The 22,475-nt window shown below is 71.2% G+C and carries 20 protein-coding genes; 9 read left to right on the top strand and 11 right to left on the bottom strand.

The window, feature by feature from the left end; all coding sequences use genetic code 11:
- Nucleotides 1-25: 25 nt before the first annotated feature.
- The gene (locus ACFY2Z_RS26410) at nucleotides 26-1,459 is read right to left on the bottom strand and encodes an ArsA family ATPase (protein ID WP_390746581.1); all 1,434 of its coding nucleotides are present in this window, start codon (nucleotides 1,457-1,459) and stop codon (nucleotides 26-28) included.
- Complete coding sequence (locus tag ACFY2Z_RS26415) at nucleotides 1,456-2,433, bottom strand: ArsA family ATPase (RefSeq protein ID WP_390746582.1); 978 nt, start codon at nucleotides 2,431-2,433, stop codon at nucleotides 1,456-1,458. Before ACFY2Z_RS26415 ends, ACFY2Z_RS26410 begins: the two co-directional genes overlap by 4 nt.
- 138 nt (nucleotides 2,434-2,571) lie before the next feature.
- Here ACFY2Z_RS26415 and ACFY2Z_RS26420 point away from each other — a divergent pair, with 138 nt between their 5' ends.
- The 4 genes from ACFY2Z_RS26420 (at nucleotide 2,572) to ACFY2Z_RS26435 (ending at nucleotide 5,076) form a co-directional block, all read left to right on the top strand.
- A complete protein-coding gene (locus ACFY2Z_RS26420) occupies nucleotides 2,572-2,733 on the top strand; it encodes a DUF4177 domain-containing protein (RefSeq protein ID WP_003975360.1) in 162 nt (53 codons plus the stop codon).
- Entirely contained in the window at nucleotides 2,730-3,197 is a 468-nt protein-coding gene (locus tag ACFY2Z_RS26425) for a RidA family protein (protein WP_390746583.1), read from the top strand. The genes ACFY2Z_RS26420 and ACFY2Z_RS26425 overlap by 4 nt, the downstream gene beginning before the upstream one ends.
- Before the next feature lie 153 nt (nucleotides 3,198-3,350).
- Complete coding sequence (locus ACFY2Z_RS26430; protein ID WP_390746584.1) at nucleotides 3,351-4,220, top strand: NUDIX hydrolase; 870 nt, start codon at nucleotides 3,351-3,353, stop codon at nucleotides 4,218-4,220.
- 25 nt (nucleotides 4,221-4,245) lie between these two features.
- Nucleotides 4,246-5,076 (top strand): MBL fold metallo-hydrolase, encoded by an 831-nt coding sequence (locus tag ACFY2Z_RS26435; protein ID WP_390746585.1) that lies wholly within the window; start codon nucleotides 4,246-4,248, stop codon nucleotides 5,074-5,076.
- A 15-nt stretch (nucleotides 5,077-5,091) separates the two neighbouring features.
- Here ACFY2Z_RS26435 and ACFY2Z_RS26440 read toward each other — a convergent pair whose 3' ends face one another.
- Nucleotides 5,092-5,919 carry a nucleotidyltransferase gene (locus ACFY2Z_RS26440; protein WP_390746586.1) on the bottom strand — a complete coding sequence of 276 codons (828 nt, stop codon included), beginning with the start codon at nucleotides 5,917-5,919 and terminating at the stop codon, nucleotides 5,092-5,094.
- Between the two features lie 134 nt (nucleotides 5,920-6,053).
- The gene (locus tag ACFY2Z_RS26445; RefSeq protein WP_311694886.1) at nucleotides 6,054-6,728 is read right to left on the bottom strand and encodes a Crp/Fnr family transcriptional regulator; all 675 of its coding nucleotides are present in this window, start codon (nucleotides 6,726-6,728) and stop codon (nucleotides 6,054-6,056) included.
- A gap of 350 nt (nucleotides 6,729-7,078) precedes the next feature.
- Between ACFY2Z_RS26445 and nth the strand changes: the two genes are divergently transcribed.
- From nth to ACFY2Z_RS26460, 3 genes are all read left to right on the top strand, one after another.
- Nucleotides 7,079-8,176 (top strand): endonuclease III, encoded by a 1,098-nt coding sequence (gene nth / locus ACFY2Z_RS26450; RefSeq protein WP_390746587.1) that lies wholly within the window; start codon nucleotides 7,079-7,081, stop codon nucleotides 8,174-8,176.
- 164 nt (nucleotides 8,177-8,340) lie between these two features.
- Nucleotides 8,341-9,027, top strand: coding sequence for an NUDIX hydrolase (locus ACFY2Z_RS26455; RefSeq protein ID WP_390746588.1), 687 nt, complete (start codon nucleotides 8,341-8,343; stop codon nucleotides 9,025-9,027).
- A 120-nt stretch (nucleotides 9,028-9,147) separates the two neighbouring features.
- Nucleotides 9,148-10,347 carry a MarP family serine protease gene (locus ACFY2Z_RS26460; protein ID WP_390746589.1) on the top strand — a complete coding sequence of 400 codons (1,200 nt, stop codon included), beginning with the start codon at nucleotides 9,148-9,150 and terminating at the stop codon, nucleotides 10,345-10,347.
- A 36-nt stretch (nucleotides 10,348-10,383) separates the two neighbouring features.
- On the opposite strand, the gene ACFY2Z_RS26465 is transcribed toward ACFY2Z_RS26460, so the two are convergent.
- The 6 genes from ACFY2Z_RS26465 to ACFY2Z_RS26490 all read right to left on the bottom strand — a co-directional run bounded on the left by ACFY2Z_RS26465 (nucleotide 10,384) and on the right by ACFY2Z_RS26490 (nucleotide 18,518).
- The gene (locus ACFY2Z_RS26465) at nucleotides 10,384-10,563 is read right to left on the bottom strand and encodes a hypothetical protein (protein ID WP_311694881.1); all 180 of its coding nucleotides are present in this window, start codon (nucleotides 10,561-10,563) and stop codon (nucleotides 10,384-10,386) included.
- Nucleotides 10,564-10,727: 164 nt separating this feature from the next.
- Complete coding sequence (locus ACFY2Z_RS26470) at nucleotides 10,728-11,678, bottom strand: alpha/beta fold hydrolase (protein ID WP_390746590.1); 951 nt, start codon at nucleotides 11,676-11,678, stop codon at nucleotides 10,728-10,730.
- Nucleotides 11,675-12,154: a phage holin family protein gene (locus ACFY2Z_RS26475; protein WP_311694879.1), complete on the bottom strand. Its 480-nt coding sequence runs from the start codon at nucleotides 12,152-12,154 to the stop codon at nucleotides 11,675-11,677. Before ACFY2Z_RS26475 ends, ACFY2Z_RS26470 begins: the two co-directional genes overlap by 4 nt.
- Nucleotides 12,155-12,284: 130 nt before the next feature.
- Complete coding sequence (nhaA, locus tag ACFY2Z_RS26480) at nucleotides 12,285-13,724, bottom strand: Na+/H+ antiporter NhaA (protein WP_390746591.1); 1,440 nt, start codon at nucleotides 13,722-13,724, stop codon at nucleotides 12,285-12,287.
- 245 nt (nucleotides 13,725-13,969) lie between these two features.
- Complete coding sequence (acs, locus tag ACFY2Z_RS26485) at nucleotides 13,970-15,925, bottom strand: acetate--CoA ligase (protein ID WP_390746592.1); 1,956 nt, start codon at nucleotides 15,923-15,925, stop codon at nucleotides 13,970-13,972.
- A 211-nt stretch (nucleotides 15,926-16,136) separates the two neighbouring features.
- A complete protein-coding gene (locus tag ACFY2Z_RS26490) occupies nucleotides 16,137-18,518 on the bottom strand; it encodes a bifunctional SulP family inorganic anion transporter/carbonic anhydrase (protein ID WP_390746593.1) in 2,382 nt (793 codons plus the stop codon).
- Nucleotides 18,519-18,853: 335 nt separating this feature from the next.
- Here ACFY2Z_RS26490 and ACFY2Z_RS26495 point away from each other — a divergent pair, with 335 nt between their 5' ends.
- Nucleotides 18,854-20,134 carry a hypothetical protein gene (locus ACFY2Z_RS26495; protein ID WP_390746594.1) on the top strand — a complete coding sequence of 427 codons (1,281 nt, stop codon included), beginning with the start codon at nucleotides 18,854-18,856 and terminating at the stop codon, nucleotides 20,132-20,134.
- An 85-nt stretch (nucleotides 20,135-20,219) separates the two neighbouring features.
- On the opposite strand, the gene ACFY2Z_RS26500 is transcribed toward ACFY2Z_RS26495, so the two are convergent.
- Nucleotides 20,220-21,200 carry an ATP-binding protein gene (locus ACFY2Z_RS26500; protein WP_390746595.1) on the bottom strand — a complete coding sequence of 327 codons (981 nt, stop codon included), beginning with the start codon at nucleotides 21,198-21,200 and terminating at the stop codon, nucleotides 20,220-20,222.
- A 100-nt stretch (nucleotides 21,201-21,300) separates the two neighbouring features.
- Here ACFY2Z_RS26500 and ACFY2Z_RS26505 point away from each other — a divergent pair, with 100 nt between their 5' ends.
- On the top strand, nucleotides 21,301-22,125 hold the full coding sequence (locus tag ACFY2Z_RS26505) for an oxidoreductase (protein WP_390746596.1): 825 nt from the start codon (nucleotides 21,301-21,303) through the stop codon (nucleotides 22,123-22,125).
- Nucleotides 22,126-22,475 lie beyond the last annotated feature (350 nt).

Genomic DNA, 22,475 nt, shown 5'->3' on the forward strand with positions numbered 1-22,475 from the left:
GAGCAGGGCAGGCACCCGGGAGCCCCTACGCGCGCGCCTCGCGCTCCTCGGGGTACTCCGGCCGGTTGGCCGCGAGGCGTTCCCCGATGTCGCGCAGCCCCACGAGGTCGTGGACGTCGCCGGGCAGTGCGGCCACCTCCGCCACGGCCACCTCGGGGTGACGGGCGGTGAAACGGTCACGCGTGCGCTGTTCGCGGGAGAGCAGCTGCATACGTTCGGCATGCAGCCGGAGCAGGCCCGCGGTCAGTTGCTCGATGCTCCGGTCCTGGTCCGTGGAGGCGGGGGAGCCTGAGTCGGGAACCGGTGCTTCCGATGAGGGGGATTCTGAACCGCCGTACGTGTCGGAAGAGTTACGAAGTCTTGCTTTCCCGCCCTGCTGATCCACAATGCGGGGGTCTTCAAGATTTTCGGCGGCGGCGAGCGCCCGCTCGGCCGACAGCTGGGCGGCGCCGCTGCCGTGCACCCGGTTGAGGACCAGCCCGGCCAGCGGCATGTCCTCGGCGGCCAGGCGCTCCACGAAGTACGCGGCCTCGCGCAGGGCGTCCCGCTCCGGAGCCGCCACCACCAGGAACGCCGTGCCCGGTGCCTGCAGCAGTTTGTAGGTGGCGTCCGCGCGTGTGCGGAACCCGCCGAACATGGTGTCCATGGCGGCCACGAACGTCTGGACGTCCTTCAGCAGCTGACCCCCGAGCAGCTTCCCCAGCACGCCGGTCATCATCGACATCCCGACGTTCAGGAACTTCATCCCCGCGCGGCCGCCCACCTTCGCCGGGGCCATCAGGACCCGGATCAGCTTGCCGTCCAGGAAGGACCCCAGCCGTTTGGGGGCGTCCAGGAAGTCCAGGGCCGAGCGCGAGGGCGGTGTGTCGACGACGATGAGGTCCCACTCGTCCCGCGCGCGAAGCTGCCCCAGCTTCTCCATCGCCATGTACTCCTGCGTGCCCGCGAAGCCCGCCGAGAGCGACTGGTAGAAGGGGTTGCCCAGAATGGCGGCCGCCCGGTCCGGGTCCGCGTGCGCCTCGACGATCTCGTCGAAGGTGCGCTTCATGTCGAGCATCATGGCGTGCAGTTCGCCGCCCGCGGTGTCCTCGAGGCCCTTCACCCGACGCGGGCTGTTGTCCAACACGTCGATGCCCATCGACTGGGCGAGCCGACGGGCCGGGTCGATGGTCAGCACGACCACCTTGCGTCCGCGCTCGGCCGCGCGCAGCCCCAGGGCCGCCGCCGTGGTCGTCTTGCCGACGCCGCCGGAGCCGCAGCACACGACGATGCGGATGTCGGGATCGTCGAGGAGCGGGTCGATCTCCAGGACGGGCACATGCTGCAACGCGCGCGAGGAGGCCGGGTCATGGAGCGTCGCCGGGTCCGCGGAGGACGAATGGGCGCCGGGGGGCCTCTCGGCCGCTGCGGCCTCGGAGGCCTTGTCGTCGTGCGTGGGGGCCGGCTCGTCCTGACTCATGAGATCCCTTGCTGACGCAGTTCCGTGGCAAGTTCGTACAGGCCCGCCAGGTCCATGCCCTCGGCGAGCAGCGGCAGTTCGTGCAGCGGCAGGCCGAGGTCCGTGAGCACGGCACGCTGCTCGCGCTCCAGGGCGAACCGCTCCGCGTGCTCGTCGGCCTGCTGGAGCAGCGGGTCCACCAGCCTCTCCGCGAGCCCGCCCCGACGCGCACCGCCGAGGCCGGCACCCGACAGGGCCTTGGCGAGGGCCGCCCGCGGCGCGGCGTGCGCGAGGTCCAGTTCCGACTCGTCCAGGACGGCGGCCCGCACCATGTTCACGATGACCCGGCCCACCGGCAGGTTCGCGCCGCGCAGCTCGGTGATTCCGTCCGCGGTCTCCTGGACCGGCATCTCCTCCAGAAGCGTCACCATGTGCACGGACGTCTCCGGGGACTTCAGCACCCGCATCACGGCCTGGGCCTGATTGTGTATCGGGCCGATCTTGGCGAGGCCCGCCACCTCGTCGTTCACGTTCAGGAAGCGGGTGATGCGTCCCGTGGGGGGCGCGTCCATCACCACGTAGTCGTACGCGAACCGGCCGCTTCTGTCCTTTCTGCGGACGGCCTCGCACGCCTTGCCCGTGAGGAGCACGTCCCTCAGGCCGGGCGCGATGGTGGTGGCGAAGTCGATGGCGCCGAGCTTCTTCAGCGCCCGCCCCGCGCTGCCCAGCTTGTAGAACATCTGGAGATAGTCCAGAAGGGCCAGTTCGGGGTCGATGGCCAGTGCGTAGACCTCGCCGCCGCCCGGCGCCACGGCGATCTTGCGCTCCTCGTACGGAAGCGCCTCCGTCTCGAAGAGCTGTGCGATGCCTTGTCTGCCCTCGACCTCGACGAGGAGAGTGCGCTTGCCCTCCGTCGCGAGGGCGAGCGCGAGTGCCGCGGCGACCGTCGTCTTTCCGGTCCCGCCCTTGCCGCTGACGACCTGGAGCCTGCTCACGTCTTCGAGCCTAACCAGTCCGCGCGCGGGCTACGCGGGAGGCTGTGGACAACGCCGGTCACAGTCGGCCGCAAGCCGGGCCGTGGCGGGGCCCGGTCGGCCGCATGACCCGGTCGCCGCAGCGGCTACAGTCGGCCCATGACCAAGTGGGAATACGCAACCGTGCCGCTGCTCGTCCACGCCACGAAGCAGATTCTGGACACCTGGGGCGAGGACGGCTGGGAGCTCGTCCAGGTCGTGCCCGGGCCGAACAACCCCGAGCAGCTGGTGGCCTACCTGAAGCGGGAGAAGCAGGCATGAGCGCGGTCGAGTCCCGGATCGCGGAGCTCGGGCTGACCCTCCCGGACGTCGTGCCGCCGCTGGCCGCCTACCAGCCCGCCGTGCGGTCCGGGGTGTACGTGTACACCTCCGGCCAGCTTCCGATGGTGGACGGCAAGCTCCCGGTGACCGGCAAGGTCGGCGCCGAGGTCACCGCCGAGGAGGCCAAGGACCTGGCCCGTACGTGCGCGCTGAACGCGCTCGCCGCCGTCAAGTCCGTCGCGGGTGACCTGGACCGCATCGCGCGCGTGGTGAAGGTCGTCGGCTTCGTGGCGTCGGCCGCGGACTTCACGGGCCAGCCGGGTGTCGTCAACGGCGCCAGCGAGCTGCTGGGCGAGGTGCTCGGCGACAAGGGCGTGCACGCCCGCAGCGCCGTCGGTGTGGCGGTCCTCCCGCTGGACGCACCGGTCGAGGTGGAGATCCAGGTGGAGCTGACGCAGGCGTGATCGCCCGCTGACGTCATGCCCGGCGAGGACGCCGTCCGGCCATGACTCCCCGGGGTGCCGCTGTGACTCCCCGGGGTGCGGCCGACGGCCCGCCGGAAGGGGTGGCGATCAGTGCCCCTCGAACATCCGCGCACTTAGGGATAGCCTCCGCCCATGGCGAATGGGCAGTGGTTTCCACCGGAGTGGCCGTCCCGGATCCGCGCGCTCGCGGAGGGAACACTCACCCCGGTCACCCCGAAGCGCGCGGCCACCGTGATGCTCCTGAGGGACACCGACGGCGCCCCCGCCGTGCACATGCTGCGCAGGCGCGCCTCCATGGCCTTCGCCGGAGGCGCGTACGCCTACCCGGGCGGCGGTGTCGACCCGCGCGACCACGACCGCCGGATCGGCTGGGCGGGCCCCACGCGCGCGTGGTGGGCGGACCGCCTGGGCGTCGGTGAGACGGATGCCCAGGCCATCGTCTGCGCGGCCGTCCGGGAGACGTACGAGGAGGCCGGCGTGCTGCTCGCCGGCCCCACCCCGGAGACGATCGTGGGGGACACCACGGGCCCGGACTGGGAAGCGGACCGGGGGTCCCTGGTCGCCCGGGACCTGTCGTTCGCCGAGTTCCTCGACCGCCGGGGACTGGTGCTGCGCTCCGACCTGCTCGGCGCGTGGACCCGCTGGATCACCCCCGAGTTCGAGCCCCGCCGCTACGACACCTGGTTCTTCGTGGCCGCCCTCCCCGAGGGCCAGCGCACCCGCAACGCCTCCACGGAGGCCGACCGCACCGTGTGGATCCGCCCCACCGACGCGGCCGCCTCGTACGACAAGGGCGAGCTGGTGATGATGCCGCCCACCATCGCGACCCTGCGCCAGCTGGCGCAGTACGCCACGGCCGCCGACGCGCTTCGGGCCGCGCCCGGCCGCGATCTGTCCCCCGTGGTGGCCAGGGCCCACCTGGAGGACGGCCAGGTCGTGCTGGTCTGGCCCGGCCACGACGAGTTCACCAAGTACATCCCGACGGGTGGGACACCCGCATGACGCACGCGACGGAAGGTTCCCCCGCATGACGGACGCCGCAGCACTCCCCGGTCAGCCGAGGGGCGGGGTCCTCTCGGGGCCCGCGACCGCCCGCGCCGTGAACGTCCTCGCTCCCAACGCGTCGGCGATGACCCTGGACGGCACCAACACCTGGATAGTCGCCGAGCCCGACTCCGAGCTGGCGGTGGTGATCGACCCCGGCCCGCTGGACGACGGCCATCTGCGTCAGGTGATCGAGACGGCGGAGAAGGCGGGCAGACGGGTCGCTCTGACGCTGCTCACGCACGGTCATCCGGATCATGCGGAGGGTGCGGCACGGTTCGCCGAGCTGACGCGCACCAAGGTGCGTGCCCTGGACCCGGCGCTCCGGCTCGGCGACGAGGGGCTCGGGCACGGGGACGTGGTCACCGTGGGCGGCCTGGAGCTGCACGTCGTGCCGACGCCGGGCCACACCGCCGACTCCCTGTGCTTCCACCTCCCGGCCGACCGGGCCGTCCTGACCGGTGACACCGTCCTGGGCCGCGGTACGACGGTCGTGGCGCACCCTGACGGCCGTCTGGGGGACTATCTGGACTCCCTGCGCCGACTGCGGTCGCTCACGGTCGACGACGGCGTCCACACGGTGCTCCCCGGCCACGGGCCCGTCCTGGAGGACGCCCAGGGCGTCGTCGAGTACTACCTCGCCCATCGGGCCCACCGGCTCGCCCAGGTCGAGACGGCGGTCGAGGACGGCCACCGCACGGCGGCCGAGGTCGTGGCCCATGTGTACGCGGACGTGGACCGCTCCCTGTGGCCGGCGGCCGAGCTGTCGGTACGGGCACAGCTGGAGTACCTCAGGGAACACGGTCTGATCTGATTCCTCGAGGAGCGGCTAGAGCCGGGGCGCCTTGATGCCGTGCACGCGCGCGTACTCCCCGGCGAGCCAGGGCCCGAGGTCGTCGACGTAGGACCGCAGGACGGTCGGATCGTCGTTCGGCTCGTAGCCGCGAACGGCGGCGACGCGCATCTGCGCGGCCCGCTCCGGGTAGTACGCGGCGAACGCCTCGGCCATCTCCCCGAGGTCGCTGGTCCAGCCGTTCCAGCGGGGCATGACGAGGGTGAAGCCGGTGCGCACCAGATGGCGGGAGACGCCCCGTACGAGGCTGCGGCGGGCGTCCTCGGTGGTGGCCTCCGCGACCCGTGTGCGCCACCGCGGCAGGATCAGCGCCAGGTCGCCGTTCGTCTCGCGGGCGAGGCGGGAGTCGGGCCGGTAGCGGGGCAGGCGTGGGGTGAGGTCCTCGCCCAGCAGCGGCGTACACAGACAGGCGACGAACCACCCCAGGTCGTACGTCTCCAGGTCGCTCAGCAGCCGCGTACGGCTGTACAGCAGCGTGCCGACACCGTCGATCTGCGGGAACTCTCCGTCGAGCCGCTCCCCGAGCTCCCGGGCGCCCTCGCGATCCGCCTCGGTGGGTTCCCCGTCCAGTGCGAGCAGCAGATCGAGGTCGCTGCGCCCCACGCGCGCGGTGCCGCGCGGAATCGACCCGTAGAGGTACGCGCCCGTCATCCTCGCCCCGAAGACGACGGGAAGCCGGTGACGGACGGCGGCGACCACGGGCCGGAAGGCGTCCGGGATCAACGTGAGGGAGCCCTCCCGCCGGAGGTGTCCCTCGGAGTCGAGGCCTTTGCCCTGGGCATGGCGGTGCGGTGTGACGGCCATCCGGCAACTGTGCCAGCGCCTTGAGACCGGTGACGGGGAATTTCGGCCCCTGCGGCCGTCGGGGGCCTCGGAGACGACGACGGGCCCCGTCTCCTCGGAGAACGGGGCCCGAGTCGTACGGCCGGGACCGGGCGTCAGCGGGACCGCTTGGCCAGTCGCTCCACGTCCAGCAGGATCACCGCGCGCGCCTCCAGCCGGAGCCAGCCGCGCTGGGCGAAGTCCGCGAGGGCCTTGTTCACGGTCTCACGCGAGGCGCCGACCAGCTGGGCCAGCTCCTCCTGGGTGAGGTCGTGCACCACGTGGATGCCCTCTTCGGACTGCACGCCGAACCGGCGCGAGAGGTCCAGCAGCGCGCGGGCCACACGGCCGGGCACGTCGGAGAAGACCAGGTCGGACATCTGGTCGTTGGTCTTGCGCAGTCGGCGGGCCACCGCGCGCAGCAGCGCCGCGGCCACCTCGGGCCGCGCGTTCAGCCACGGCTGGAGGTCGCCGTGGCCCAGGCCCAGCAGCTTGACCTCGGTCAGCGCGGTGGCCGTCGCCGTGCGCGGGCCGGGGTCGAACAGCGACAGCTCGCCGATCAGCTCACCGGGGCCGAGCACCGCCAGCATGTTCTCGCGGCCATCGGGGGAGGTGCGGTGAAGCTTGACCTTGCCGTCCATGACCACGTACAGGCGGTCACCGGGGTCGCCCTCGTGGAACAGCGAGTCGCCGCGGGCGAGGGTCACCTCACTCATGGAGGCGCGGAGCTCCGCGGCCTGCTCGTCATCGAGCGCCGCGAAGAGCGGGGCGCGCCGCAGAACGTCGTCCACGAGTTCTCTCCTTGTCGACCTGCTCAGGGGATCTTGCTCCCCCGGTTACCAGGGGACCGTGTTCCCCATTTTGCCGGACGGTCCAAACAGTGTGATCTGTCACAAGGATGCCGCACTGATGTCCCGGGGTATGCGGCAGGGGTCCAATCGGGGCGTGATCCGTTGGCTCCGGGGCGGATGTCGGCGCCGGGCCTTAGGCTGGCCGGGTGTCCAAATCGCCGGTGAGAGCACAGGCCAAGGGGGCTGGGCGGGTGGTTGTACGTCGCGATTCCGCTGTGGGCGAACAGGACCCCTCGAGTGGGAAGAAAACGGCAAAACGGCAGAAATCGTCGCCTTCGGAGCAGGCGCCGATGACGGCGTCCGGGAGGAAGTCCGCCAGGAAGGCCGCCGCGGAGGAAGCCGCCCCCGCGAAGACCGCCGCCAAGAAGGCACCGGCCAAGAAGGCTGCTGCCAAGAAGGCCGCTTCCGGCGAGGCGGCCGGCCCCGGCAGGACGGCCGCCGGCAGGACGGCTCCCGCGAAGGCCGCCGCCGGGAAGACCTCACGCGCGGCGAAGGCGGCCCCCGCGCAGAAGCCGGCCAGGAAGGCGGCCCACCCCGAGGCCGTCTCCAAGAAGGCCACCGTCGCCGTCGATCACGTGGCCCCCGCCGCGACCCTCGCCCCGAGGCCACCCGGGAACGAGACCCGGACGGCCCTCGTCCGCCGGGCCCGCCGGATCGACCGGGAGCTCGCCGAGGTGTACCCGTACGCCCATCCGGAACTGGACTTCGAGAACCCCTTCCAGCTGATCGTCGCGACGGTCCTGTCCGCGCAGACCACCGACCTGCGGGTGAACCAGACCACCCCGGCGCTCTTCGCCAGGTACCCCACCCCCGAGGACCTCGCGGCGGCCAACCCCGAGGAGGTCGAGGAGATCCTGCGTCCGACAGGGTTCTTCCGGGCGAAGACGAAATCGGTGATAGGGCTCTCCAAGGCGCTGGTGGAGGAGTTCGGCGGCGAGGTCCCCGGCCGTCTGGAGGATCTCGTCAAACTGCCCGGCGTCGGCCGCAAGACCGCCTTCGTGGTGCTGGGCAACGCCTTCGGCCGCCCCGGCATCACCGTCGACACGCACTTCCAGCGGCTCGTCCGCCGTTGGCAGTGGACCGATGAGACGGACCCGGACAAGATCGAGGCGGCGGTCGGCTCGCTCTTCCCGAAGAGCGAGTGGACGATGCTCTCGCATCACGTGATCTTCCACGGCCGTCGCATCTGCCACGCGCGCAAGCCCGCCTGCGGCGCCTGTCCGATCGCCCCGCTCTGCCCGGCCTACGGCGAGGGTGAGACCGACCCGGAGAAGGCGAAGAAGCTCCTGAAGTACGAGAAGGGCGGCTTCCCGGGGCAGCGGCTGAAGCCGCCGCAGGCGTACCTGGACGCGGGCGGCATCCCGGCGCCGCCCCTGGGCGCCGGGTGAGGGGCTCAGGCGGTCCGGTGCGGCGCACCGGGCGCGGTGTGTCGTCCTGCGGATCGGGTGACGGGACACCCACACGAGGGACGTACGGAACGAACGATGGTCCCGCGGGCGTTGGGATCGGCAGAACGGGGGTGGCGATGACGCACGCGAGTGATACGGACCACATGAGCGACACCGACAGTGGGCGGCTGCGGCCGAGCACGGAGGGCCTGCCCGGCTGGCTCGACCCGGTCGTACGGGTCACCCGGACCGTCGAGCCGCTCCAGCTCAGCCGTTTCCTGCCGCCGGAGGACGGTGCGGGACGCCAGTCGGCCGTGCTGATCCTCTTCGGCGAGGGTGACCGCGGACCGGAGCTGCTGCTGATGGAGCGTGCCAGCTCGCTGCGCTCGCACGCCGGGCAGCCGTCGTTCCCCGGTGGCGCCCTCGACCCCGAGGACGGCGACCCGAAGACCGAGGGACCGCTGCGGGCCGCTCTCCGCGAGGCCGAGGAGGAGACCGGGCTCGACCCGCTCGGCGTCCAGCTCTTCGGCGTCCTTCCCAGGCTCTACATCCCGGTGAGCGGATTCGTCGTCACGCCCGTCCTCGGCTGGTGGCGCGAGAGAAGCCCGGTGGGAGTCGTCGATCCGAACGAGACGGCGCGGGTCTTCACCGTTCCCGTGGCGGATCTCACGGACCCGGCGAACAGAGCGACCACGGTGCACCCCAGCGGCCACCGGGGTCCGGCATTTCTGGTCGAATCCGCCCTTGTCTGGGGTTTCACCGCCGGAGTCATCGACCGTCTGCTGCACTTCGCGGGCTGGGAACGCCCCTGGGACCGTGAGAAGCAGGTCCCGCTCGACTGGCGCTCATGACAAGGTGGCCTCCGTGCTGTGGTCTTTCGGGGGACGCCGTGCCCCGCTGCCGCTGCGCGACGGGCCGGCCATCCGGCCGGATGACGGCGACCGGAAAGCGATGAGGCGAGGCTACAAGCAGTGAACGTGCTGGACATCCTGTTGCTGGTCGCCGCCGTGTGGTTCGCGATCGTGGGCTATCGCCAGGGCTTCGTCGTCGGCATCCTCTCGGTGATCGGCTTCCTGGGCGGCGGTCTGGTCGCGGTCTATCTGCTCCCGGTCATCTGGGACAGCGCCACCGACGGCGCCAAGGTGAGCACGACCGCGGCGGTGGTCGCCGTCGTGGTGGTGATCGTCTGCGCCTCCGTCGGCCAGGCCCTGACCACCCACCTGGGCAACAAGCTGCGCCGGTACATCACCTGGTCCCCGGCCCGTGCCCTGGACGCCACGGGCGGTGCGCTGGTCAACGTGGTGGCGATGCTCCTGGTCGCCTGGCTGATCGGCTCCGCCCTCGCCGGTACGACGCTGCCGACGCTCGGCAAGGAGGTGCGCGGCTCCAAGGTGCTCCTCGGGGTCTCCCGAGCCCTGCCCGCACAGGCGGACACCTGGTTCGCGGACTTCTCCTCGGTGCTCGCGCAGAACGGCTTCCCGCAGGTCTTCAGCCCGTTCGTGAACGAACCGATCACCGAGGTCCGGCCTCCGGACCCGGCCCTCGCGAGCAGCATGGTCGCCACGCGCGCGCAGCGCTCCATCGTCAAGGTCATGGGCACCGCGCAGAGCTGCGGCAAGGTCCTCGAAGGCACCGGCTTCGTCTTCGGTCAGCGCCGTGTCATGACCAACGCGCACGTGGTCGGCGGCGTCGACGAGCCCACCGTCCAGATAGGCGGGGAGGGCCGCAAGTACAACGCCAAGGTCGTGCTCTACGACTGGCGGCGCGACATCGCCGTACTCGACGTCCCGGACCTGCAGGCGCCGGTGCTGCGGTTCACCGCCACGGACGCGTCCGGCGGCAGCAGCGCGATCGTGGCCGGCTTCCCGGAGAACGGGTCGTACAACGTCCAGCCCGCCCGGGTCCGGGGCCGTATCACGGCCAACGGCCCGGACATCTACCACCGGGGCACGGTCCGCCGCGATGTGTACTCGCTGTACGCGACCGTGCGCCAGGGGAACTCCGGCGGCCCGCTGCTGACACCCGACGGCAGGGTCTACGGGGTGGTGTTCGCCAAGTCCCTCGACGACGCCGAGACGGGGTACGCGCTCACCGCGGACGAGATCCGGGCGGACGTCACCAAGGGGCGTACGGCGAACCAGCAGGTGGACAGCGACAGCTGCGCGCTGTGATGCCGGAGGGGGCTGGCCGCTTCCGGAGCCGCGCGGTCAGCCGCGTGGGTGGCGCAGCCGCACCGAGACCCAGCGGGCCCGGCGGCGCAGAATGTGCGGGATCCCCACGCGGGGGTCCGTGCCCTGCAGCTGCGGAGCGCCCCTTTGGTGGGAGCCCGGCGCGGTGGCCGAGCGACGGTCGCGTGCTGCGTCACTGTAGTCGTGCGTCCAGCCCATACCCCGACGTCTGCCCCTGCCCCAAGGTCGATAACCGCCTCGCGGGCCCCCAATTGGCCTATGCGGCAGGCATGTGGCCGGTCTTGGAACTGCCGTTCCCGTCCGGGTACCGCGCGCATTCGTACGGTCACCGAACGGGTTCGAGGGTGCGTTCGAGAACGTGGTCAGCGGTCGGGTTCGGGGTCCTTGAGCCAGTTGATCAGCTCGGCGGAGAACGTCACCGGGTCCTCCTCGTGCGGGAAGTGGCCCAGCCCGTCGAACAGCCGCCAGCGGTACGGCGCCTCGACGTACTGGCCTGATCCGGCCGCACTCCTGGTGCGCATGACGGGGTCCAGCGAGCCGTGCAGATGCAGGGTCGGGACCCGGACGGGCCGCTTCATACGGCGGTTGAACTGAATACCGTCGGGCCGGGCCATGGAGCGCACCATCCAGCGGTACGGCTCGACGGAGCAGTGCGCCGTCGAGGGGATGCACATGGCGCGCTGGTAGGCCTCCACGGCCTCGTCGTCCGGCAGTCGCGGTCCCGACCAGTCCCGGATGAGCCGGCCGACCAGGGCACCGTCGTCGGCGGTGAGCCGGCGCTCGGGGATCCAGGGCCGCTGGAAGCCCCAGACATAGGAACTCGCGGCCGTCTGCCGGGCGTCGCCGAGCATTGCCGAGCGCCAGCGCCGTGGGTGCGGCATCGAGGAGACGACGAGTCGGCGTACGAGCTTGGGTCGCATGGCAGCCGCCGTCCAGGCCAGATATCCGCCCAGGTCGTGGCCGACGAGCGCGGCGTCGGGCTCACCCAGGGAGCGGACGACCCCGGTGATGTCGAGCGCCAGGTTCGCGGGGTCGTAACCGCGCGGTGTGCGGTCGCTGCCGCCGACCCCGCGCAGGTCCATCGCCACGGCGCGGAAGCCCGCGTCGGCGAGCGCCACCAGCTGGTGCCGCCAGGCCCACCAGAACTGCGGGAAGCCGTGCAGGAGCAGGACCAGGGGCCCGTCGCCCAACTCGGCGATGTGAAAGCGCGCGCCGTTGGCCGCGACGTCACGGTGGGTCACCTCTTTGCCGCCGGGTACGTCGAGCCGTACGGCCGAGGTGGATTGCGCCGAATGGGTGGCAGGGTCCGTCATGAGGACGAGCGTGCCACAGCTTCGGCCTCCGTGCCGGTCGGCTGCGCCTGGCGCGGGTGCGGCTTGGCGTGCTGCAGCACGCCGGCGGACTCCTTCATCGACGCGGCGACCTTCTGCGGGCCCTTGGCCTTCTTGGCCTTCTTCGCGAACACGAGGCCGATGAGGGCGAGCAGCAGCGCGACCACCACGTTGGCGGCGAAGGAGAGCAGGAAGCAGACGGCCAGGTTCCAGCCGCTCCAGGTCCGGATCCCGTAGGCCAGCGCGAAGTTCAGCATGGGCAGGGAGAACAGCAGCACGGCGCCCGCGGCCGAGAACGCGCCTCCGCTCGTCGCGCCACGCTTGACGTCTCGTTTGAGCTGAGCCTTCGCCAGTGCGATCTCGTCGTGCACCAGTGCGGACAATTCGGTCGTCGCCGAGGCGAACAGCTGGCCGATGCTGCGTTCGGCACCGACCGGGCTGCCGTCGGGTGCGCTCATCGCGGTCTCCCTGTTCTCTGCGGGGCTACTCCGCCGACACTGCGGAGTTTTGCGGATGTGTCAGATCATGCCGGACGGCCGTTCTGTCCGCTTGCCCCGCCCGTCAGTTCGCACGCGTTCCGGGCCGGTCTCAACTCGGCCGGTCGTCGCGGGTGTCGGGCCGGTGGCCGGTTCCCGGCCCGTCCGGAGTCCGGCTCGCGGCGGTGCCGAGGGCGGCGAGCCTGCGGTGCTCGGCGGCCCTGCGCTCATGGATCTCGGCCATGCGCACGTGATAGGCCGGGTCGTCCTGCGCGTAGACGTCGGGAACGCCGTCCATGTCGTCGTCGCGTTCCTCCTCCGCGCACAGGGCACGGTACTTGGCGTTGCGGACCTTCAGGAGCGTCGTCGCGCACACGGCCGCGATCAGCGACCCGGCGAGGACGGCGGCCTTGACCTCGTCCGTGAGCGCCGGGTCCCCGTCGAAGGCGAGTTCGCCGATGAGCAGGGAGACGGTGAAGCCGATACCGGCCAGGGAGGCGACGGCGAACACATCGGCCCAGGCGAGGCCCTCGCTGAGCGAGGCCCGGGTGAAGCGGGCCGTGAGCCAGGTCCCGCCGAAGATGCCGACGGTCTTGCCGATGACCAGACCCAGTACGACGCCGAGCGTCTCCGGCCTGGTGAACACCTCCCGGAGCGCTCCGCCGGAGACCGCGACACCGGCGCTCAGCAGGGCGAACAGCGGGACCGCGAGACCGGCCGACAGGGGGCGTACGAGATGTTCCATGTGCTCGCCGGGGGAGTGCTCCTCGTCCTCGTGGCGGTGGCAGCGCAGCATGAGCCCCATGGCGACGCCGGCGATGGTCGCGTGGACGCCGCTGTTGTACATCAGCCCCCAGACGACCAGCGCGAGCGGGACGTAGATGTACCAGCCGCGGACGCCCTTGCGCAGCAGCAGCCAGAACACGGCGAGGCCGGCGAAGGCGCCGCCGAGGGCCGGGAGGTTCAGCCGGTCCGTGAAGAAGACCGCGATGATCAGGATGGCGAGCAGGTCGTCGACGACGGCGAGCGTGAGCAGGAAGGCGCGCAGGGCGGACGGCAGCGAGGTGCCGATGACCGCGAGGACGGCGAGGGCGAACGCGATGTCGGTGGCCGTGGGGACCGCCCAGCCCGCGAAGGATCCGCCGCCCGCGACGTTGGTGAGGGCGTAGACGGCCGCGGGTGTGGCCATTCCGCAGAGCGCGGCGACGACGGGGAGCGCGGCCGCCCGTCGATCCCGTAGATCACCGGCGACCAGTTCACGCTTGAGTTCGACCCCGGCGACGAAGAAGAAGATCGCGAGGAGCCCGTCGGCGGCCCAGTGCTGGAGGGACAGGTCGAGGCCGAGGGCGGTGACTCCGAAGCGCCAGTGGGTGACACTCTCGTAGCTGCTGTGCAGCGCGGGTATGTTCGCCCAGACCAGTGCGGCGACCGCGGCGAGGAGGAGCAGCACACCGCCGACCGTCTCGGTGCGCAGCGCGTCCGCGACGAAGGTCCGCTCGGGCAGGGAGAGCCGCCCGAGGAACTGGCGGGTGCGGGTGCGGGGCGCGGCCACGGTGGAGACCTCCGGTCGGGTACGGCTGACTGACCGCCGCCGCGAGGAACGCGCGAGCGGCTGGCCGACCAGACTTCCCGGCACACCCTGAGCTGATTATTTTACCGGATCCTTAACGGTTGAGTATTCACCTTCCGGGCCGACGGGGCAGGGCGGGGCTTTTCCGGTGGGGCGGCTGGGCTCCCGGGCAACAAGACAAGGGCGCCCGGCATGGTGCCGGGCGCCCTTGTCAGGACGCGGAGGTCCTAGTCCTCGCTCGGTGCCGCCGGGAGCTTGGCCTGGATCAGATGCATCACCGTCGAGTCGGTCAGCGTCGTGACGTCCCCGAGCTCACGGTTCTCCGCCACGTCGCGCAGCAGTCGCCGCATGATCTTCCCGGAGCGGGTCTTCGGGAGCTCCCCCACCGGCAGGATCCGCTTCGGCTTGGCGATCGGGCCGAGCGTCGCGCCCACGTGGTTGCGCAGCTCGGCGGTGAGGTTGTCGTCCTCGGACGCCGTACCGCGCAGGATCACGAAGGCGACGATCGCCTGGCCGGTCGTCTCGTCCGCCGCGCCGACCACGGCCGCCTCGGCGACAGCGGGGTGGGAGACGAGCGCGGACTCCACCTCGGTGGTGGAGATGTTGTGCCCGGACACGAGCATCACGTCGTCGACGCGCCCGAGAAGCCAGATGTCCCCGTCGTCGTCCTTCTTCGCACCGTCCCCGGCGAAGTACTTGCCCTCGAACCGTGACCAGTACGTGTCGATGAACCGCTGGTCGTCGCCCCAGATGGTGCGCAGCATCGACGGCCACGGCTCGGTGAGCACCAGATAGCCGCCGCCCCCGTTCGGCACCTCGTTCGCCTCGTCGTCGACCACGGTCGCGGCGATGCCCGGCAGGGGCCGCTGCGCCGAACCCGGCTTGGCCTCGGTCACGCCCGGCAGCGGCGAGATCATCATCGCGCCGGTCTCGGTCTGCCACCAGGTGTCCACGACCGGTGTGCGATCGGCGCCGATGTGCTTGCGGTACCAGATCCACGCCTCGGGGTTGATCGGCTCGCCGACGGACCCGAGCACCCGGAGGCTGCCGAGGTCGAACTTGGCGGGGATGTCGTCGCCCCACTTCATGAACGTACGGATCGCCGTGGGCGCCGTGTACAGGATCGTGACCCCGTACTTCTGCACGATCTCCCAGAAGCGGCCCTGGTGCGGCGTGTCGGGCGTGCCCTCGTACATGACCTGGGTCGCGCCGTTGGCCAGCGGCCCGTAGACGATGTACGAGTGCCCGGTGACCCAGCCGACGTCCGCGGTGCACCAGTACACGTCGGTCTCGGGCTTGAGGTCGAAGACCGCCCAGTGCGTGTACGCGGCCTGGGTGAGGTAGCCGCCGGAGGTGTGCAGGATGCCCTTGGGCCTGCCCGTCGTACCGGACGTGTACAGGATGAACAGCGGGTGCTCCGCCTCGAACGCCTCCGGCGTGTGCTCGGCGGACTGGCGCTCGACGATCTCGTGCCACCACACGTCCCGGCCCTCGGTCCAGGCGACCTCCTGGCCGGTACGGCGGACGACGAGCACATGCTCGACGTTGTCCACGCGCTCGATCGCGTCGTCGACGGCCGGCTTGAGGGCGGACGGCTTGCCGCGCCGCCAGCCGCCGTCGGAGGTGATGACGACCCGCGCGTCGGCGTCCTGGATACGGGTGGCGAGCGCGTCCGCCGAGAAGCCGCCGAAGACGACGGAGTGCGCGGCGCCGATACGGGCGCACGCCAGCATCGCGATCGCGGTCTCCGGGATCATCGGCATGTAGACGGCGACCCGGTCGCCCTTCCGGACGCCCAGCTCCAGCAGCGCGTTCGCGGCCCTGGACACCTCGTCCTTGAGCTCGGCGTAGGTGATGGCGCGGCTGTCGCCCGGCTCGCCCTCGAAGTGGATCGCGACGCGGTCGCCGTGGCCGGCCTCCACGTGCCGGTCGACGCAGTTGTACGCGACGTTGAGCCTGCCGTCCTTGAACCACTTGGCGAACGGCGGGTTCGACCAGTCGAGCGTCTCGGTCGGCTCCACCGCCCAGGTCAGCCGCCGGGCCTGCTCGGCCCAGAAGCCGAGCCTGTCAGCCTTGGCCTGTTCGTACGCCTCTGCCGTGACGTTGGCGCCCGCGGCCAGCTCGGCGGGGGGCGCGAACCTGCGGTCTTCCTTGAGCAGGTTGGCCAGGCTTTCGTTGCTCACGACATCTCCCTTTCCCGGGGTGTCCGTTGTGTTCCAGGCCACAGCTCACCAGACCGGGGGGCTCGATGACAAGGGCCGCCCCGAAATTGGTTTAGACCTGTCGTGCGTGCGTGGCCTCCAGATCTGCCTGAGTCCACGTGGCTCACGCCGTCCTGGTTCACCCGGCGGTGGTGCGGCCCGGCGCATCGGCCCGGACCGCACCACCCCGGTCTCACGCCGGGCTGGGCGCCTCCCTGGCCGCGCCCACCCGTGCGAAGACGTCGCCCTCCAGGGACGCGGCGAGCAGATACGCCTGGGCCTCACCCACGTGGAAGTACATGCCCTGCAGTTCGAGCGTGCCCTCGCCGAGGGCGCGGGCCACCGACTCGTGCGCTCTCAGGTGCTCCAGTTGCTGCACCACATTGGTCAGGCACAGCTTTTCCACCGCGTCGGCCGGCTCCCGCCCGGCGATCCGGGCCCAGGACCGCTCCTCGTCGGACATCCGCTCCAGACTGGGCACGCCGTGGCGCAGCCATCGCTCGAGCGGGGTTTGCGCGGCCCCCGGCTCCGAGGCGAGCAGCGCCTGCATCGCGCCGCAGCCGGAGTGCCCGCACACCGTGATGGAGCGCACCTTCAGGAAGTCCACCGCGTACTCGATGGCGGCCGCCACCGAGTCGTCCCCGCGCTCCGCGCCGGGCAGCGGCACCAGGTTGCCCACGTTGCGGACGACGAACAGGTCGCCGGGACCGCTGGACGTGATCATCGAAGTGACGAGCCGCGAGTCGGCGCAGGTCAGGAAGAGCTGCGACGGCCGCTGTCCCTCACGCGCGAGCCGGGCCAGCTCGCCCCGGACCAACGGTGCGGTGTTCCGCTGGAAGGCACTGATGCCCCGGGCGAGTTGCAGCCCGCTCGGCCCGGACCCCGCGGCCGGCCCGCCCGGCCGGTCGCCGGGCGGTGCGGTTGGGGGCCGCTCGCACTGGTGGTTGCGCCACGGTGTCCAGGGTCGGCACCGGCACGCGGACGCCTCCACGGGCTCCTGGTCTCCCCGGGGCGCGGGGGTGTCCAGGGCCGGGACCGCGACCGGGTTGCCGGCCCGGCCGGTGAGGGCCACCGTGCCGCCCTGCGCCCGGTGTGTCCGCTGCCAGTCCTGCAGGGACTCGTACGCCGCGTGGTCCATGAACGATCCGTCCAGTTCCACGACGGCTTCCGTCCCGGCGGGCACCAGGTGCAGCGTCCGGCTGAGCCGGGGCACCGCGAGGAAGGTCAGCTGTCCTCGGACTCGTACGTGATGGACTCCCTTCTTGTCCTCGTGGGTGATGCGGGTGCGGGTGAGGCGGTGCAGGGCCACCGCGACGGCCACGGCGACACCCAGGATGACGCCCCCCAGGACGCCCAGGAGGGTGACGCCGAGGGCGGTGACGGCGTAGACCAGCACTTCTCGGTGGCGGGCGACCGTGCGGATGTGGTGCAGGGACACCATCTGGATGCCGACGGCCATCACCAGTGCGGCGAGCGAGGCGAGGGGGATCAGCTCCAGCACCGGGACCAGGAGCAGCGCGGCCACCACTACCCAAACGCCGTGCAGCATCGTCGAGTTCCGGCTGACGGCGCCGGCTCGGACGTTCGCCGAACTTCTCACGGCGACGCCCGCGACCGGCAGTCCGCCGAGTGCTCCCGAGACGACGTTCGCCGCACCCTGTCCGAGCAGCTCGCGGTCCAGGTCCGAGCGGCCGCGGTGCGGATTCCGTCCCGCGGCCAGCTTGTCCACGGCGACGGCGCCGAGCAGTGACTGCACACTGCACACCAGCGTGGTGGTCAGCACGGCGGCGGCGAGGCCGGGGCCGGAGCCCTCCGGGAGCCCGGCCAGCGCGTGGCTGTGCCAGGACGGCAGGTCGACTCTGGGCAGCGGGAGCCCGGCCGGCGTGGCGACGGCCGTCGCCCCGGTGACGGCGATGAGAGCGGCCGGGACCTTGCGCAGGAGCTGCCCGGTGCGTCCGGGCAGCCGTGGCCAGACGAGCAGCAGCGTGAGGGTCAGCGCGCTGACCGAGACCGCGGCCGGATGAAGACGGGCCAGCTGGGCGGGCAGCGCACGCAGGTTGTCGAGGACGGCGCTGTGCGGGGTGCCCCCGAGCACGATGTGCAGCTGGGCGACGGCGATGGTGACGCCGATACCCGCGAGCATGCCGTGCACGATCGCGGGACTGACCGCGAGCGCCGTGCGCGCCACGCGCAGGCAGCCGAGGCCCAGTTGGGCGAGACCGGCGAGGACGGTGATGGCGCAGGTCGTACGCCATCCGTAGCGGTGGATGAGGTCGGCGGTGACCACGGTGAGCCCGGCGGCGGGGCCGCTGACCTGGAGCGGGGAGCCGCCGAACCGGCCGGCGACGAGGCCGCCGACTGCGGCGGCGACGAGGCCGGACTGGAGCGGGGCACCCGTGGCGAGGGCGATGCCGAGGGACAGGGGGAGGGCGATCAGGAAGACCGCGACGGAGGCCGACAGATCGGCACCCGCGACGCGGAAGCGGCGGGGCCGGGACGGCGGGGGGCTGTGGGGCTGGTGCAGGCGCTTCGTCCGAGTCGAGTCGGCGGCGCGGGTGGGGACGCAGGCGGTCATGGTCCCGTCTCCTCCGGGGGGCGGTCGCGGAATGGGTGGTCCCCGGCCGATGGGCCGGGGGTCGGGGCGCGGCCGTGGGTCGCGGCGTACAGCGGCGGGATGCTTCAACACTCGGTAAATGAACCGTAATGCCAAGTAAAGGAAACGTATCCGGTAACCGAGCAAATAGGGCAATAAGTCACCCGGCGGAGTGAAGTGGCAATTTCATCGGCTTGTCATACAAATCCCCCTGACGTCCCATGCGACCTTGGCTGGACGGCGCGTGAAGGCGGCCTTCCGCCGCACCGCACGACTGATCGGCGTGGCCCCGACTGAAGGAAGAAGGTGGGCGGAGGATGGCCGCCACCCAGAGGATCGGCGCGGGCGTCGCAGTGGCCGCGGCCTGTGCCACCGCGTTCGCCGGTTGCTCGACCGGCACGACCGCTTCCGGACAGGGCACGAGCAAGGCTCCCGGCGCGCCGGCGCCGGGGAGCGCGGTCCGTCTGATCGGCGACGGGTCCACCGCGTACACCGGTATGCAGCCGCATCTGCCCCGGCCCCAGCGGCTGAAGCCCGGTCAGCGGCCCCCGCAGTTCGTGGTCTTCTCCTGGGACGGGGCGGGCGAGGACAGCCACAAGCTGTTCTCGCACTTCCGCAAGGTCGCCAAGGCCAGCAACGCGACGATGACGTACTTCCTGAGCGGTGTGTACCTCCTGCCGGAGGAGAAACGCGACCTGTACCGGCCGCCTCAGCACTCCCCGGGCCGCTCGGACATCGGCTTCAACGACGAGAAGGGAATCCGGGACACCGTCGAGCAGTTGCGCCTCGCATGGCTGGAGGGCAACGAGATCGGCACCCACTTCAACGGCCACTTCTGCGGCAACGACGGCGGGGTCGGCCGGTGGTCGGTCGAGGAGTGGAAGGACGAGATCGCTCAGGCGAAGTCGTTCGTGAAGTCCTGGAAGACCAATGCGGCCCTGCGGAGCGAGCCCTCGCTGCCCTTCGACTACGACAGGGAGCTCATCGGCGGCCGCACGCCCTGCCTGGAGGGACGGACGAACTTCGTGAAGGCGGCTCGCGACCTGGGCTTCCGCTACGACACCTCGGGCATCGACAAGCAGGTCTGGCCCGGCAAGAGGGATGGCCTGTGGGACCTCTCGATGCAGCTCGTGCCCTTCCCCGGGCACCCCTATGAGCAGTTGACGATGGACTACAACTTCATGACCGACCAGTCGGGCACCCGGACCCAGGGCGACCCCGACAAGTTCGGTGAGTGGGGCGACCAGTTGCGCGACGGTCTGCTTCAGGGCTTCCAGCGCGCGTACGACGGAAACCGGGCACCCATGGTCGTCGGCAACCACTTCGAGACCTGGAACGGCGGCACATACATGCGCGCCGTCGAGGAGGTCGTCGAGCGCGTCTGCACCCGGCCCGAGGTGCGCTGTGTCTCCTTCCATCAACTCGCCGACTGGCTGGACGCGCAGGACCCGCAGGTCCTGCGGAAGCTGAGCACGCTGAAGGTGGGCCAAGCCCCCAAGGGGGGCTGGGAGTCCTTTATGGCGGCCCACCCCGCCCCGGAACCCAAGGGGGTCCCGGGAGCGCCGCCGATCAAGCCGTCGGCGGGGAGCGGCCGCTGACCCGGCGGAACCGGTCGCCCCTCCCGGAGCGAGGGGTGGCCGACGCGTCCGGACCGCCGAAGCCGGTGAGGCCGGGCGCCGTTGCTCACACGGCGGCGACCAGGCCCTCCCTGAGGACGAACGCGGGGTCGACCTGCGCCGCCAGGTCGGCTCCCGTGCGCTCGTTGCCCCAACTGGTCGCGTTGCGCAGGTGGAAGTGCACCATCTGGCGGGTGTACCGCTCCCAGTCCCGCAGCTCGTACGTGGCGTCGGCGGCGGCCTGGAGAACGCGCAGGGACCGCCGGTTCGCGTCCTCCAGGAACTCGAACCGGGGCGGACGGCCCTTCTCCATGGAGCGCACCCAGTCCGAGTGCCCGACCGTCACGAGCAGGTCGTCACCGACCTCGGCGCGGAGGAAGTCGATGTCGTCCTGACCCTGCACCTTGTTGCCGACGACCTTCAGGACGACCCCGAAGTCGCGGGCGTACTCCTTGTACTGGCGATAGACGGAGACCCCCTTCCGGGTCGGCTCGGCGACGAGGAACGTGATGTCGAAGCGGGTGAACATGCCGGAGGCGAAGGAGTCAGAGCCCGCCGTCATGTCGACCACCACGTACTCGTCGCGGCCGTCCAGCAGGTGGTTCAGGCACAGCTCCACCGCTCCTGTCTTGGAGTGGTAGCAGGCGACCCCCAGGTCGGCGTCCGTGAAGGGGCCGGTGACCATCAAACGGACGGCGTCGCCGTCGAGTTCCACCGGGCGTGCGCAGGCGTCGTACACCGGGTTGTTCTCCCGTACCCGCAGCAGTCGCGACCCCTCGCCGGGCGGAGTGGTCTTGATCATCGTCTCGGCGGAGGCGATCCGCCGGTTGCTGCCCCGGAGGTAGTCCTTGATCAGCCGAAGCCGCTCCCCCATGGCCGGCAGGGCCGCGGCCTCGTCCTCGTCCAGTCCCAGGGCGGGGGCTAGGTGCTGGTTGATGTCCGCGTCGATCGCGACGACGGGTGCTCCGACGGCGGCGAGGTGGCGAATGAACAGGGACGACAGGGTCGTCTTGCCGCTGCCGCCCTTCCCGACGAAAGCAATTTTCATGTTCACCAACAGTAGTCCCGTGGTTGCTGTGCGTCGTAGTCGGCGTGAAGAAGACCACTCCATCGAAGGAGGGAGCGCACGGGTGCGTAGTGTCGTACTCATGAGTACGACAGGTGCGAGCGCCGATCCGCTCGCCGTTCTGGCGGCGCTGCCCGGCGTGGCCGAGTCCGTGGAGTCCGTGCGCAGGGCCGTGGACCGGGTCTACGGCCACCGGGTCATGCGACGTCGCAGCAATGAGATCACCTCCGAGGCGGCGCTGCGCGGCGCACGCGGCTCGGCGGCGCTCTCCGGGGCCGACTGGGCCCTGGAGGAAGTGCGCCGGCGTACCGATTTCAGCGGTGACGACGAGGCCCGGACGGTCGGTGCGGCCCTCAGGCTGACCGCCGAGGCGGGACAGCTGCTGTCGATCTGGCGGCAGTCGCCCCTGCGTGTGCTGGCCCGGCTGCACCTGGTGGCGGCCGCGGACTCCGACCCCCGTGTGGGGCGCCCCCGCCAGCAGGGGGAGTCGGTCGACGAGCCGCTGGTGGAGCTGCCACTGCCGGATGCCGACGAGGTCTCCGGTCGTCTGGAGGGGCTCTCCCAGCTGATCATCGCAGGCGGTGCGGCTCCCGCGCTGGTCACGGCGGCCGTGGTGCACGGCGAACTGCTCGCCCTGCGCCCCTTCGGCTCCCACAACGGCCTGGTCGCGCGTGCGGCCCAGCGCATCGTCCTCGTGGGCAGCGGTCTCGACCCCAAGGCGGTCTGCTCGGCGGAGGTCGGCCATGCCGAACTGGGCCGCGCGGCCTATGTCGCCGCGCTGGACGGCTATGCGTCGGGCACACCCGAGGGTATGGCGGCATGGATCGCCCACTGCGGAAAGGCCGTCGAGCTCGGGGTGCGTGAGTCGACCGCGGTCTGCGAGGCGCTGCAGCGCGGGGCCGCGTAGCCCCGGGCGGGCGAACCCGGACAAGGGAACAGGCCCTTCGCGGAGGGCCTGTTGCGTGGTTGCGGCGGTACGAATACTCGTACCGCCGCTGGCATGCTCACCGGGTTACCAAGCGTCCTCGATATGTGCCCATCAGGCCGGGAACTGCTGCCCGTGCCTGGTGCGGCTGGCCCGTAATCGACGGGTCGACGTCGCGTGGGTGCTCGATGTTCATGCTGGGGTCCGTGGGGCCAATTTCGTGTTTAACGGCGATCCCTTCGGATTGTTTCCTTTGGTCTCGCGGGCCGCTAAACCCTTTGTACTACTCAGGCCGGGACGAGCGGAACCCCTTCGCCGCAGTTCTTTACTTT

It is taken from the genome of Streptomyces sp. NPDC001222, from assembly GCF_042896945.1.
Classification (GTDB): Bacteria; Actinomycetota; Actinomycetes; order Streptomycetales; family Streptomycetaceae; genus Streptomyces; species Streptomyces gibsoniae.